The 13,450-nt window shown below is 71.0% G+C and carries 9 protein-coding genes and 1 other RNA gene; 7 read left to right on the forward strand and 3 right to left on the reverse strand.

Going from position 1 to position 13,450, the window contains the following annotated elements; genetic code table 11:
- Window positions 1-67: 67 nt before the first annotated feature.
- Window positions 68-2,050, reverse strand: coding sequence for a DNA polymerase III subunit gamma/tau (dnaX, locus tag LOC65_RS14910; protein WP_230248113.1), 1,983 nt, complete (start codon window positions 2,048-2,050; stop codon window positions 68-70).
- A 38-nt stretch (window positions 2,051-2,088) separates the two neighbouring features.
- On the opposite strand from dnaX, the gene LOC65_RS14915 reads away from it, so the two are divergent.
- The 5 genes from LOC65_RS14915 to LOC65_RS14935 all read left to right on the forward strand — a co-directional run bounded on the left by LOC65_RS14915 (window position 2,089) and on the right by LOC65_RS14935 (window position 7,219).
- Entirely contained in the window at window positions 2,089-3,204 is a 1,116-nt protein-coding gene (locus tag LOC65_RS14915) for an AIR synthase-related protein (protein ID WP_164962092.1), read from the forward strand.
- Window positions 3,205-3,274: 70 nt separating this feature from the next.
- Window positions 3,275-3,372, forward strand: an RNA gene (ffs, locus tag LOC65_RS14920) — signal recognition particle sRNA small type.
- A 240-nt stretch (window positions 3,373-3,612) separates the two neighbouring features.
- On the forward strand, window positions 3,613-4,341 hold the full coding sequence (locus LOC65_RS14925; RefSeq protein WP_230248114.1) for a LytTR family DNA-binding domain-containing protein: 729 nt from the start codon (window positions 3,613-3,615) through the stop codon (window positions 4,339-4,341).
- Window positions 4,338-5,624, forward strand: a complete 1,287-nt coding sequence (locus tag LOC65_RS14930) for a sensor histidine kinase (protein ID WP_230248115.1) — start codon at window positions 4,338-4,340, stop codon at window positions 5,622-5,624. Before LOC65_RS14925 ends, LOC65_RS14930 begins: the two co-directional genes overlap by 4 nt.
- A 269-nt stretch (window positions 5,625-5,893) precedes the next feature.
- Window positions 5,894-7,219 carry a metallophosphoesterase gene (locus LOC65_RS14935; RefSeq protein WP_230248116.1) on the forward strand — a complete coding sequence of 442 codons (1,326 nt, stop codon included), beginning with the start codon at window positions 5,894-5,896 and terminating at the stop codon, window positions 7,217-7,219.
- A gap of 28 nt (window positions 7,220-7,247) precedes the next feature.
- On the opposite strand, the gene LOC65_RS14940 is transcribed toward LOC65_RS14935, so the two are convergent.
- Window positions 7,248-9,620: a serine/threonine protein kinase gene (locus LOC65_RS14940; RefSeq protein ID WP_230248117.1), complete on the reverse strand. Its 2,373-nt coding sequence runs from the start codon at window positions 9,618-9,620 to the stop codon at window positions 7,248-7,250.
- Window positions 9,617-11,353 (reverse strand): HDOD domain-containing protein, encoded by a 1,737-nt coding sequence (locus LOC65_RS14945; RefSeq protein WP_230248118.1) that lies wholly within the window; start codon window positions 11,351-11,353, stop codon window positions 9,617-9,619. Before LOC65_RS14945 ends, LOC65_RS14940 begins: the two co-directional genes overlap by 4 nt.
- Window positions 11,354-11,589: 236 nt before the next feature.
- Here LOC65_RS14945 and trxA point away from each other — a divergent pair, with 236 nt between their 5' ends.
- A complete protein-coding gene (gene trxA, locus LOC65_RS14950; RefSeq protein WP_009857169.1) occupies window positions 11,590-11,919 on the forward strand; it encodes a thioredoxin TrxA in 330 nt (109 codons plus the stop codon).
- Window positions 11,920-12,113: 194 nt separating this feature from the next.
- Window positions 12,114-13,379: a transcription termination factor Rho gene (rho, locus tag LOC65_RS14955; RefSeq protein WP_009857168.1), complete on the forward strand. Its 1,266-nt coding sequence runs from the start codon at window positions 12,114-12,116 to the stop codon at window positions 13,377-13,379.
- Window positions 13,380-13,450: the final 71 nt, after the last annotated feature.

Consider the following 13,450-nt stretch of genomic DNA (forward strand, 5'->3'; position numbering starts at 1 on the left):
TCGTGTCCTTTCGTGGCGGCCTCGGGGCCGCGGAAAACGCGGGATTATCGTCGTGCGGCAGCGCCGCTCAGACCGGCTTGATCGAGTTCGGCACCAGGCGTGCCGTGGGGAACTGGCGCATCAACTCCAGCACCACCGGGTCGTGCCGGATGGTGTGCTCGGCCTCCTGCTGGCGGCGCGTGCGCTCCCAGGCGTCGCGGCGGGCCGGCGTGTCCTCGGGCGAGCCGGGTTCGAGCACCAGATCGACCGGCGCGCCGAGCTCGGCGGCCATCGCCGCCGTCAGCTTCTCGCGCAGCGCATGGGTGCGCAGCGACTCGCGTTCGACCTGCAGCCGCCAGCGTTGCGGCGTGGCCGTCTCGTCGACTTCGGCCAAGCCGCCCTGCCAGGCCAGTTCACGCAGCAGCGCCGAAACCGCGCCACGTTCGGCCATCGCCTGGCACAGCGCATACCAGCGGTCGCCCAGCGGCGTGCGCGGCGGCGGCGCCGGCGGCTCGTCGCGGCGCACCGGGCGCGGGCGGCGTTCGACGGGCGGCGGTTCGTCGGCGGGAGGCTCGGAGGTCGTGGCCTCGACCGGCTCTGGCTCGGGTTCGGGTTGCGCCGGCGCACGGGCCGGCGCCGGCACGGCGTTGGCGAACTCGCCTTCCAGCGGCGGCTCCTCGTCCATCCACGGCGGAATGTCGTCGTGGCGCGGAACGGAGCGCGCGGCGGCACGTTCGGGAGCCGCTTGCGGCGCCGGCGCAGGAGGCTCGGGGCGGCGTTCGACAACAGGCGCAGGCGCGGGCGCCGCAGGCTGCGGCGCGACCACCGGCGTCACCGGCACAGGCCGTGGCGGCGGCGGGGCCGGGACGACGGGCGCGGCCACCTTGGCCACCGGCATCGTCATCGCCGGCGGCGACGGCGCGCGCAGCGGCGCCGAACGCGGCGTCTCGCGCGGCGGCACCGGCGCGGCGCCGGCCGGCGGGAAGGCCAGCAGGCGCAGCAGCACCATCGTCAGCGCGCCGTATTCGTCGCTCATCAGCGCCAGTTCGCTGCGGCCGTGCAGCGCGATGCTGTAGAGCAGTTGCGTCTCGTCGGGCGGCAGCACGCCGGCCAGCGCACGCGCGTCCTCGGTGTCCGGGTCCTGCGCATCCAGCGCGCCGGGCACGGCCTGCTCGACGGCCATCTGCTGCAGCAGCGAGGCCAGCTCCTCCAGCGTCGCCGACGCCGACAGCCCCATCGCCCGCAGCGCGTCGACGGTGGCCAGCACCGCGGCGCCGTCGCGTGCGGCCAGCGCCTCGACCAGCCGGCGTGCATGGCCGCGGTCGACGCTGCCCAGCATGGCGCGCACGACGGCTTCGTCGACGCGCCCGCCGCCGTAGGCGATGGCCTGGTCGGTCAGCGAGAGCGCGTCGCGCATCGAGCCGCGCGCGGCGCGCGACAGCAGGCGCAGCGAGGGCTCGTCGTGCGGCACGTGCTCGGCGGCCAGCACCTTCTGCAGGTGCTCGTGCACGGTCTGCGGCGCCATCGGCCGCAGGTTGAACTGCAGGCAGCGCGACAGCACCGTCGGCAGCATCTTCTCGGGGTCGGTCGTCGCGAGCACGAACTTCAGGTACTCGGGCGGCTCCTCCAGCGTCTTCAGCAGCGCGTTGAAGGCGTCCTTGGTGAGCTGGTGCGCCTCGTCGATCATGAAGACCTTGAAGCGGCCGATGCCGGGCTTGTAGGCGGCGCGCTCGATCAGGTCGCGGATCTCGTCGATGCTGCGGTTGCTGGCCGCGTCGAGCTCGATGTAGTCGATGTAGCGGTCGGCGTCGATCTCGGTGCAGGCGCTGCAGACGCCGCAGGGATGCGCGGTGATGCCGCCGGTGCCTTCGGGCCCGGTGCAGTTCAGGCTCTTGGCCAGGATGCGCGAGACGGTGGTCTTGCCGATGCCGCGCGTGCCGGTGAAGAGGTAGGCGTGGTGCAGCCGCTGCTGCTCCAGCGCGTTGCTCAGCGCACGGACGACGTGCTCCTGGCCGACCATCTGGTCGAAGCTGCGGGGACGGTATTTGCGCGCGAGGACGACGTAGCTCACCGGGCCATTCTACGGGCGGGGGGCGATAATCCCGGCCCATGCAAGCACCCGCCAACACTCCGCTGAGCTACGAGCAGTCCGGCGTCGTCTACGACCTGATCGACCCGCTCAAAGTGGCCGCGCAGCGCGCCGCCGCCGCCACCGCCCCGCATCTTGCGGGCCACGGCTTCACCGAGGTGAAGGCCTCGCGCGGCGAATCCGCCTACGTCGTCGACGTCGGCCCGTTCTACCTCGCCAGCATCGTCGAATGCCTGGGCAGCAAGGCCCTGGTCGCCGACGAGATGCACAAGCTCACCGGCCGCAGCTATTACTCGGCAATCGCGCAGGACACGATCGCGATGGCGGTCAACGACCTGATCACCGTCGGCGCCACGCCGCTGGTCGTGCAGGCCTACTGGGCCGCCGGCGGCAGCGACTGGTTCGGCGACGCCGAACGCGCGCAGGCGCTGGTGGCCGGCTGGAAGGCGGCCTGCGACACCTGCCGCGTCGCCTGGGGCGGCGGCGAGACGCCGGCGCTGGCCGGCATCGTCGAGAGCGGCCGCATCGACCTGGCCGCCTCGTGCACCGGCATCGTCAACCCGAAGCAGCGCCTGTCGCTGGGCGACGAGCTGGAACCGGGCAACGCCATCGTGCTGCTGGCCTCCAGCGGCATCCACGCCAACGGCCTGAGCCTGGCGCGCAAGCTGGTCGAGCGCCTGCCCGAGGGCTACCTGACCGAGGTCGAGCCGGGCCTGACGTACGGCGACGCGCTGCTCGCGCCGACGACGCTGTATTCGCCGGTCACCGAAGCGCTGGCCGCCGCCGGCGTGCGTGTGCGCTACGCCGCCAACATCACCGGCCACGGCTGGCGCAAGCTGCTGCGTCACCCGGGCAGCTTCACCTACCGCATCACGGCAGTGCCCAAGGTGACGCCGGTGCTGGCCTTCATCCAGCGCCACGCCGGCCAGGACGACGCCGAGGCCTACGGCACGCTGAACATGGGCGCGGGCTTCGCGCTCTACGTCGCCGCCGCGGACGCCGAGCGCACCGTCGAGATCGCGCGCGCCCAGGGCATCGAGGCCCTCGTCGCCGGCCGTGTCGAGGCCGGTCCGAAGCGCCTGATCGTCGAGCCGCTGGGCATCGAGTGGGGCGACGACGCGCTGCAGCTGCGCTGACGAGGCCATGGCCCGCGGTGCCACCTGGGCACCGGCGGGCCGGCCGCGCACTGCGGCTAGAATGCGCCGTGACGGGCCTCCCCGCATGGAAGCGCGCCCAACCGGGTCAGGTGGGGAACCAAGCAGCCCTAAGCGTTGCAACCAGTGCCGGGGGTAAGGCTCGTCACCCTCCCCTCCTCCGCCGTGCTCGGCGCCGCAGACTCGCGGCGCGGTTTCGACCCACGGCCACTCCCCGCAGCACGTCGCCGCGCTCTCCCGAGCGCGCTCGCCGAGCATGACCTGGCCTCGAGGCGCGACGACGGCCGGTGACAAGGCCTCGGACATCCGATCCGCACTTGACCGGCGTCACACCGACACACGGGCAACACCGCGACAACTGGCTGCGACCGAGACCGGCCCTGCCCAGCGATGATCCGAATAGCGATTTGCGACGACGTCCCGGACGAACTGCAACACCTGTCGTCGCTGACCCGCCGCTACCTCGGCGAACACGAGCTCGACGCGGAGGTCTGCGCCTTCGCCCACCCCGACGCGCTGCTCGACGCCCTCGCGACGAAGAGCTTTCACCTCTACCTGCTGGACATCGTCATGCCGATGGTCAGCGGCCTGGAGCTCGGCCAGGAGATCCGCCGCGTCGACCGCGAGGCGCAGATCGTCTACACCACGACCGAGCCGCAGTTCGCGCTGCGCGCCTATGCCGCCCAGCCGCTGGCCTACCTCGTCAAGCCGATCGCCGAGGCGCCGCTGTTCGAGGCGCTGGCGCTGGCCGTCGCCAAGGCCGACGTGCACGATGACCGGACCTTCAGGGTGAAGAGCGGCGACGGCCTGCGTGTGCTGCGGCTGGCCGACATCGCCTGCTGCGAGTACCAGGATCACACCGCCGCCGTCACCCTCAGGGACGGCGACCGGATCGTCAGCCGGACCTTCCGCGAGAGTTTCGCGGAGCACTGCGCGCCGCTGCTCGAGGACCGCCGCTTCGTGCAGTGCCACGCGGCCTACGTCGTCAACCTGCGCCACGTCGAGCGCTTCAGCCGGGACAGCTTCTCGCTGCGCCACGGCAAGCTCGTGCCGATCGCCGAAAAACGCTACGCGGCGGTGCGCGACGCGTACCTGGATGATCTGGCGGGGCGGCCTTGAGCGAGCATTTTCCGGATCTGCTGCGGGCGCTCGTCACCGACGTCATGCTGATACTGCTGCTGTGCACGATGGCGATGCCGAAGTATCGCGACAAGAGAATCTACATCGCGGCGACGGCACTGATTCTGGCGGCGAACCTCGGCGCGAACTATTACTTCTATCTGAACGGAGACTACACCGCGGTCTTCTACGTCGATCTGGCGATGCTGCTCGTCATCGCCATCGTGATGAAACCGCTGTTCAGCGACAGCGTCATGCAGTGGTGTTTCAGCTACATCACCATGATCAATATCTACGCGGCGATCGTCTTCCTCAGCTACTACTTCCGGGCGGTGCTGCCCGATCCAGAGTACGGCAACACGCTGCTGCGCTTTCTCCTGTTCGCGGCGGTGATCCTGGCCTTTCGCCGCTGGGTGTCGGCGCTGTACCGGCGGGTGCTGGACAACTGGCCGGTCTACATCCTGCCGGCGACGGCGCTGCTGCTGTGTTTTCTCGGCCACTTCTTCGGCGGCGACATCCAGCAGATGCTGACGGACAACGGCTCGCCGCTGTTCTTGCTGACCCTGCTCGGCCTGTCGATCTACGTCGCCATCGTGCATTCGCTGAAGACGATCACGGCGCAGTACCGGATGCGTGAACACCACCTCGTGATCGCGGCCGAGCGCCAGTATCTGCAGCTGGCGACGACGGGCATGGCGGCGCGGCTGCAGCTGATGGAAACGGCGGCGCTGCAGAACAGCCGCGCGGCGCACGACCGTCGCCACTTCAACCACGTGCTGCAAGGCCTGCTCGAGCGCGGCCAGACGGCCGAAGCCACCGCCCTGCTGCGCAGAGAGGACCGGCCGGCGCCCGAACTCGCCAGGGTGTTCTGCGAGAACCCGGTGGTGAACGCGGCGGTCAGCCACTACGCCGGCCTCGCCGAGCAGGCCGGCATCCGCACCGAGATCAGCCTCGAGGTGCCGGCCGAACTGAAGGTCGACGCGCTGGCGCTGTCGATGGTGGTGTCGAACCTGATGGAGAACGCGCTGCAGGCCTGCACGCGCCTGCCCGAGGGGCAGACGCCTTACCTGCGCTTCATCGCCCGCAACGCCGGACGGCTGCTGCTCGAGATCGAGAACTCTTGCAGCGCCGACACCGCGCTCGACGACGCCGGCCAGCCGGTCGTGCGGCGCGAAGGCCATGGCATCGGCAGCCGGAGCGTCGCGGCCTTCGCCAAGACACACGACGCGGAGCTGCTGTACCGCGTCGAGAACGGTTCGTTCCGCGTCCGGCTGCTGATCTAGAGCGGCCCGCGGGGTGTTGTCCGAGCGCAAGCCGCGAACACCCCGAGGACAACCCGACAGAGGATTCGGGAACTGTTCACGACATACCCGGATAAGGCCGCGACGGCGAATTCCGGAGTATTCGCCGCGGGATTTCAAAGCCCCGCCCGAAAAACCGCTTTTGAGTGCAAAAGCCGGCCACTGGAGTGCACCGGCAATTTCCCGCAGGGGTGCGCGCTAGCATTTGGAGCATATCTTCAGAAGACACCCGCCGGTTGTCGGAGGTCCACATGACTTTCTCCCGCAGAAACTTCCTCAAGACCCTCGGCGCCGGCACCGGCGCGTGCCTCGCGACGCTGAATCTCTCCGGCTGCTGGGACGACGGCTCCGAACCGGCGTCGGACGCCACCCCGCTGTGGGCCGCCGGCAGCAGCCGCGACAAGATCGTCGTCATCAGCGATCTGCACCTGGGCATCGACGACCGCTACACCGAGACGCTGGACAACCGGCCGCTGCTGGTCAGGTTCCTGCAGTGCCTGCAGAACACCCGGGACGTGCGCGAGCTGGTCATCGCCGGGGACTTCCTCGACGAATGGTTCCTGCCGGTCGACTACCCGAGCCACACCGACCAGGTGCAGTTCTACCGGGACGTCATCGCGAACAACGTCGAGGTCTTCAAGGAACTGAACCGGGTGATCTCCAGCGGCATCCGGCTGGTCTACGTGCCCGGCAACCACGACCTGACGCTCGAAGCCGCCGTGCTGCAGGCCGCGATCCCGAGCCTGGTGCAGGCCCGCGACGTCCGCGGGCTCGGCGCCTACTACACCGGCGACCGCCGCGAGATCGTCATCGAGCACGGCCACCGCTACGACGTGTTCTCGGCGCCGGACACGCTGACCAACGCCGAGCTCTGCGGCAACGCCGACACCTTCCTGCCCGCCGGCTACTTCTACGCGCGCTACGCCGCCACCTGGGTGCTGCAAGACAAGCCCAGCGTGCCGAAGATCCTGCCGACGGTCACGAACATCCCCGACGAGTCGGACGTGGACCAGTACGGGGCCTTCCTCTACCACTCGGTGCTGAGGGACATCTCGACGCGCATGACGCCGTACCAGGGCGTCGAGGAAAAGATCTTCGACATGCGCATCTGCGGCTTCAACGACCGCTACAGCTATCTGGACTTCTATCCGGCGCAGCAGGCCGACGGCACGATCACCGCGCCGGTGCTGTTCCGCAACATCCAGCGCACCTGGGCCGACCGGCAGACGCTCAACGGCGTGAAGGTGCCCAGCAGCTTCGTCAGCGCGGTCAAGGGCGCGATCAAGTACGAGTACTTCTACGCCCAGGCCCGCGCGCAGTACCTCGAGAACCCGGACGAGAACGTCGACGTCGTCGTCTTCGGCCACACCCACGTGCCCTCGTACCGCGACCTGGGCGGCGGCAAGTGCTACCTCAACTCCGGCACCTGGGTCGACGACAACGTCGACTACGACAGGGCCCCGCGCACCTTCGTGGTCCTGTCGACCGGCGCCAGCGGCCAGAAGGCGGTCCTGAGCTTCGTCGACGAAGGCACGGTGAACGACATCACCGCGAGCGTCTCCGGCCACGACGAGTGACGGCGACGGCGCCGCCGCGAGGCGGCGCTCAGCCGCGCTGGCGAAAGGCCATCACCGCCTGGTTGCGCAGCGTGCGCAGCAGCGCCAGTTCCTTCTCGCCGAGCCCGGGCGTGCCGGGCTCGGCCTTGTCGGCGTAGATCAGCGCGAAGGTCGAGTTCTTCAGCGTCATCGGCAGCAGCAGGAACGACGGCGCCGCCACCTGCTCGCGATACCAGGCCGGCAGCCGGGCGACGATGTTGGCAGCGGTGGCGTCGGCGATCAGCGTGTCCATGCCCTTGGCGCAGACGGCGGCGAACAGGTCCGGCGTCGGGCCGGGGCGCAGCGGCACGCGGAAGACGCGGCTCACGGCGTCGACGCCCTCGCCCAGCCCGAAGCGGCCGGTCAGCGTCTCGGTCTTCGGGTCGCGCAGGCAGAAGACGATGCGGCGGAAGTCCAGCGCCCGGTACATGGTCTCCAGCACCATGCGCAGCACCTCGTTGAGCCGGAAGTCGTCGGCGACCATGGTGTTGGTGATGTCCTGGATGCCGGCGGCGAGCACGTCGACCATCGCCGGCGGCGCCGGCGCGACGCGGCCCTGGGTGTCCTGCGCCACGGCCACGGTCTGGGCGTCGAGCTGCAGGGCGGACAGCGTGTCGGCCTCCTCGGCCGGGGCCTGCGCCTGCAGCAGCCGCCGCGCGCGCGCGCCGCGTGCGGTCTGCACGCCCATCGCCGGCACCAGTTCGGCCAGGCGCTGGCGCGCGGTGTCGGCAGCCTTGACGATGTCGCGCGCGGCCATGCCCAGCCCCGGCGCGTAGCGCGCGCCGAGCTCGGCCAGGCGCTCGGGCAGCGCCTCGGGCTCGAGGAACAGCATCGCGTCGGCCATCTCGTTGCCCAGCCGGCCGAGCCAGCGCTGGCGCTCGACGCCGCGCTCGACCGGGCGCGCGGGCGCCTCGCCCTCGGGCGCGCGCATCGTGCGCAGCAGCGTCTCGGGCAGCCCCCAGGAGCGCGCGATGCCGACGCCCAGCTCCTCGAAGCCGATGCCCAGCACCCGTGCGGCCGCCGCCTCGTGCACCCGGGCCGGCGCGTCGCGGCCGTCGAGCAGGCCGCGGATCTGCTCGGCCTCCTCGGGGAAGTAGTACTCGGTCAGCATGCGGCCGAGGTTCTGGAACATCGAGCCGAGGAAGGTCTCCTCGCCGTCGCGCGCGCCGGCGCTCAGCTCGTCGGCCAGCGTGCCGGCCATCAGCGCCCGCAGGAACTCCTCCTTGAGCTGGCTGGCGTGCGCCTTGTCGCGCATGTGCTCGAGCAGCACCAGCGACAGCGCCATGTCGCGGATCGTCGCGAAGCCGACCAGCGCGACGGCGCGCGAGACCGTGCTGACGGCGCCGCCGGCGGTGCTGAAGTGGGCGGTGTTGACGACACGCAGCAGCTTGTTGGTCAGCGCGACGTCCTTGAGGATCTCGGCCGACAGCCGCGCCAGCGTGTCGGTCTCGGAGGTGGCCACGCGCTGGATGCGCACCACCGACTCCGACAGCGCCGGGAAGTCGCCCTTGCGGCGCATGCGGCGCAGCAGGAAGTCCAGCGTGCCGTGGCCGGCCGCGGCCGGCGACTCGGCGTCGGTGTCCGGGTCCAGCCAGCGCGTCAGCGCCGCGTGCAGCTCCTGCACCGAGGCGTAACGCAGGCGGGTGTCGCGTTCGAGCGCGCGGCGCACGGCGGCACGCAGCGTGTCCTCCACCGGCGCCTGCGCCGGGATGTCGAGGTCCTCGTGCTGCACACGCTCGATCGCCCGGCGCGGGTCGCGCTCGGGCAGCAGCCGCGTGCCGCCCAGCATCTCGCCGAGCACGACGCCGGCGGAGAAGACGTCGAGCGCCGGGGTCGGGCGTTCGCCGCGCGCCGCCTCGGGCGACAGATAGCCCGGCGTGCCGACGATGACGCCGCGGTGGGCGCCGCCGGCATCCAGCCGGGTGGCGATGCCGAAGTCCATCACCCGCGGCCGGCCGTCCTCGCCGAGCAGCACGTTCGACGGCTTGAGGTCGCGGTGCACGATGCCCTGGGCGTGCGCCGCGGTCAGCGCGTCGAGGATGCCCAGCATCAGCGTCACCGCCTCGCGCGCCGGCAGCGCGCCGCGCTCGCGCAGCGTCTCGGCCAGGGTGCGGCCCGGCACGTACTCGAAGACGAAGTACGGCTGGCTGCCGTGGCGGTCGGCCTCGAAGACCGGCACGACGTTCGGGTGGCTCAGACGGCTGACGCTGCGCGCCTCGTGCAGCCAGGCATCGACGTCGCTGCCGCCGGCGCCGGCGTTGAGCAGCTTGAGCGCGACCTCGCGGTCGAGCCGGGGATCGTGGGCCAGCCAGACGCTGGCCTGGGCCCCGCGGCCGAGTTCACGGCGCAGCTCGAAGCGCCCGACGCGGGCCCCGGGTGTCACGCGCGGCCACCCGTCGCGGCCGGGCGCGCCGGCGGCGGCTCGGCGCCGGCCGGGCGCAACGAGGCCGCGACCGCGTCCTGCAGCTCCTTGGCCGACAGCCCCAGCGCACGCGCATAACGCAGCGCGACGCGCTGCAGCGCCGGGCCGCTCGCCGACCCCGCCGTCGCGAGCACGTCGACGATCTCGTTGCCGGCGCTGGCGACCTGGCGCAGCAGCTCGGTGTCGTCGTCGGCATGGCGCACCGGCGTCTCCAGCGGCAGCCGGCGGATCATGTGCAGCACCGTGTCGTCCAGGCCCCAGTGGCGGGCGACGGCGAGTCCCAGCGACTCGACGTCGATGCCCAGCACGGCGAAGGCCGCAGCCTGCTCGTTCATGCCCGGGTCCTCGCGCTCGGCGCCCGGTGCCGGCAGCATCAGGCGGCGGATCTGCTGCGCCTCGTCGGGGAAGTGGTACTGCAGCACCAGCCGGCCGAGGTTCTGCAGCATCGCGAGCAGCGTCACGACCTCGGCGTCGTAACCCGCCGGGCGCAGCGCCGCGGCGATGCGCCCGGCGCGCTTGACCTGGGCGATCAGCTGCAGCAGGTCGGCCGCGGCGTGCTCGGACAGCGGGCCCGGCCAGGGGCGCAGCGCCGTCGCCGCGCGGCGCACACCGTCGATGCCCAGCATCGCGATCGCGCGGCGCACCGTCAGCACCGGCCCGCTGCCCGAGACCTGGGCACCGCGCACGTGGGCGGTGTTGACGGCGCGCAGCAGCTCGAAGGCCAGCGCCAGATCCTGCAGCGCGACCTCGGCGATCTCGTCGGTGCGCTGGCGCTCCATCGCGCCCAGCCGGTTCAGCCGCCCGGCGGCACCGGGCTGCGCCGGCAGCACGCCGGCGGCGCGCAGCCGGTCGGACAGCAGCGCCAGCGCGCCGCCGCCGCCGGCCTCGGTCTCGATCCAGCCTTCGAGCGCCCGCGACAGCGTGCGGGCGGTGCGGTAGCGCTGGCGCTCCTGGCGGTCGGTGGCGCGGTTGACGATGGCGCGCAGCGGCTCGGGCACCAGCTGCGCGGTCGCCCAGGGCAGGCGGACGATCTCGCGCCCCAGCGGCGGCAGGCGTTCGACGACGCGGCCGGTGTCGGGCTCGTCCAGCGCATGCTGACCGGCCAGCGCATGGTGCAGCAGCAGGCCGGCAGCGAGCACGTCGCGCTGGGAGGCGTCACGCTGGTCGGCCAGCGTCGGCGCCGCACCGGTCGGGGCGGCGACCTCGAGCCCGGCCAGCCGCACGCGGCCCTGGTCGTCGGCCAGCACGGCAAAACCCTGCAGATCCTGATGCGCGACGCCGGCCTGGTGCGCGAAGGCCAGCCCGGCCAGCAGCTGCACGAAGATCCCGGCGCATTCGGACGCCGGCAGGCCCTGCGGGCCGACGCGCTCGCCCAGCGTGGCCAGATCGTCGGCGTCGTAGGCGACATAGGGCCAGCCGTCCTGGACGCCGATGTCCACGGCGACGGCCAGATGGGGATGCTGCAGCCGCGAGGCACGCTGCACGGTCTCGGTCCAGCGTTCGAGCGCCGCGAGGTCGGCCGGCTGCGCCCTGGGCAGCAGCAGCAGCAGCTCGCGCCCGCCCCGCGTGTCGGCGACCCGCCAGGCCATCGTGCGCTCGCTCTTGCCGACGAGCCGCAGCAGTTGGTAGGAGCCGAAGTGGCGCACCGCACCCGCGCGCGGCGTCGCCTCCGTGGCTGGAACGGGGTTGGACATGTTGGCGATTGGAATCCGCGGACGGCCGGCACGATAACCCGATGTGCCGGGCGAATCGCGCCCAGTTCGTGGGCGCCGCCGCGCCCCTGGGCTATCGCGGCGATAGCCGCAGGCGGCACGGCGCCGCCGGGGCTTTGTGCAAGAATCCGCCGGCCCTGCCCGCCATCCGCTGCGGGCCGTCCTCCCTCCCAGCGCCCGCCTGCCGGCCTCACCGCGGCACCCGGAGACCAATCCCCATGAGCAGCGAATTGATCAAGCACGTCACCGATGCGTCGTTCTCCAGCGACGTCCTGCAGTCCGACAAGCCCGTCCTCGTCGACTACTGGGCCGAGTGGTGCGGCCCCTGCAAGATGATCGCCCCAGTGCTCGACGAACTGGCGCCGGCCTATGACGGCCGCCTGCAGATCGCCAAGATGAACGTCGACGAGAACCGCGAAGTGCCGGCCAAGTTCGGCATCCGCGGCATCCCGACGCTGATGATCTTCAAGGGCGGCCAGCTCGCCGCGACCAAGGTCGGCGCGCTTTCCAAGGCACAACTGTCGGCCTTCATCGACAGCCATCTATAATGCGGCCGATCGGCGCCTGAGCAGCACGCTCGCCGGCGCCGACGGTACGCCCCCCGCCCCGCTGCCGCCGGCTCACCCGCCGGCCTCCTGATCGGCAGCGATTCGCGGGCCAGGCTCCCCCCTTCAGCCTCTCGACGCCTCGGCGCCCTGCCCCGACCATGGGCACGCGCCACGCGTGACCAGGGTCTCGACCCATGCATCTGTCCGAACTGAAAGCGCAGCACGTCTCCGAGCTCATCAAGATGGGCGAAGCGCTGGAAATCGAGAACGTCGCCCGCCTGCGCAAGCAGGAGCTGATGTTCGCGATCATGAAAAAGCGCGCGAAGGCCGGTGAACAGGTCTTCGGCGACGGCGTGCTCGAAGTCCTGCCCGACGGCTTCGGCTTCCTGCGTTCGATCGAAGCCAGCTACATGGCCTCGACCGACGACATCTACCTGTCGCCGAGCCAGATCCGCCGCTTCAACCTGCACACCGGCGACATGGTCGAAGGCGAGGTGCGGGTACCCAAGGACGGCGAGCGCTACTTCGCCCTCGTGAAGGTCGACCGTGTCAACGGCGTGACCCCGGAGGAGAGCAAGCACAAGATCATGTTCGAGAACTTGACGCCGCTCTTCCCGAAAGAGCAGTTCAAGCTCGAGCGCGACAACCTCAAGGGCGAGGAGAACATCACCGGCCGCATCATCGACCTCATCGCCCCGATCGGCAAAGGCCAGCGCGCGCTGCTCGTCGCCCAGCCCAAGACCGGCAAGACGGTGATGATGCAGCACCTGGCGCACGCCATCGTCGCCAATCACCCCGAGGTGCACCTGATCGTGCTGCTCGTCGACGAGCGGCCCGAGGAAGTGACCGAGATGCTGCGCACCGTGCGCGGCGAGGTCATCAGCTCGACCTTCGACGAGCCCGCGGCGCGCCACGTGCAGGTCGCCGAGATGGTGATCGAGCGCGCCAAGCGCCTGGTCGAGCTGAAGAAGGACGTCGTGATCCTGCTCGACTCGATCACCCGTCTGGCCCGCGCCTACAACAACGTCCTGCCCTCGTCGGGCAAGGTGCTGACCGGCGGCGTCGACGCCAACGCGCTGCAGCGCCCGAAGCGCTTCTTCGGTGCCGCGCGCAACGTCGAGGAAGGCGGCTCGCTGACGATCATCGGCACCGCGCTGATCGACACCGGCAGCCGCATGGACGAGGTGATCTACGAAGAGTTCAAGGGCACCGGCAACTGCGAGATCCACCTCGATCGCCGCATGGCCGAGAAGCGCGTCTACCCGTCGATCCTGATCAACAAGTCGGGCACCCGCCGCGAGGAGCTGCTGCTCAAGCCGGAGATCCTCCAGAAGACCTGGATCCTGCGCAAGCTGCTCTACCCGATGGACGAGATCGAGGCAATGGAGTTCATCCTCGACAAGATGAAGGCGACCAAGAACAACCTGGACTTCTTCGACATGATGCGAAGAGGCGGGTGAGCCGGACCGGCTCGAGTCGTCTTCCGCGCGCCCCGGGCGCGCACACGGGGCCCCAAGGGGCCCCGTTTCAC

The organism is Rubrivivax sp. JA1055 (genome assembly GCF_020966565.1).
In the GTDB taxonomy this organism is placed as follows: domain Bacteria; phylum Pseudomonadota; class Gammaproteobacteria; order Burkholderiales; family Burkholderiaceae_C; genus Rubrivivax; species Rubrivivax benzoatilyticus.

What these genes read in the sequence shown, in the direction of transcription:
- LOC65_RS14915 (WP_164962092.1), top strand. Translation starts at nt 2,089, where the DNA reads ATGCAAGCACCCGCCAACACTCCGCTGAGCTACGAGCAGTCCGGCGTC.
- LOC65_RS14925 (WP_230248114.1), top strand. Translation starts at nt 3,613, where the DNA reads ATGATCCGAATAGCGATTTGCGACGACGTCCCGGACGAACTGCAACAC.
- LOC65_RS14935 (WP_230248116.1), top strand. Translation starts at nt 5,894, where the DNA reads ATGACTTTCTCCCGCAGAAACTTCCTCAAGACCCTCGGCGCCGGCACC.
- LOC65_RS14945 (WP_230248118.1), bottom strand. Translation starts at nt 11,353, where the DNA reads ATGTCCAACCCCGTTCCAGCCACGGAGGCGACGCCGCGCGCGGGTGCG.
- trxA (WP_009857169.1), top strand. Translation starts at nt 11,590, where the DNA reads ATGAGCAGCGAATTGATCAAGCACGTCACCGATGCGTCGTTCTCCAGC.
- rho (WP_009857168.1), top strand. Translation starts at nt 12,114, where the DNA reads ATGCATCTGTCCGAACTGAAAGCGCAGCACGTCTCCGAGCTCATCAAG.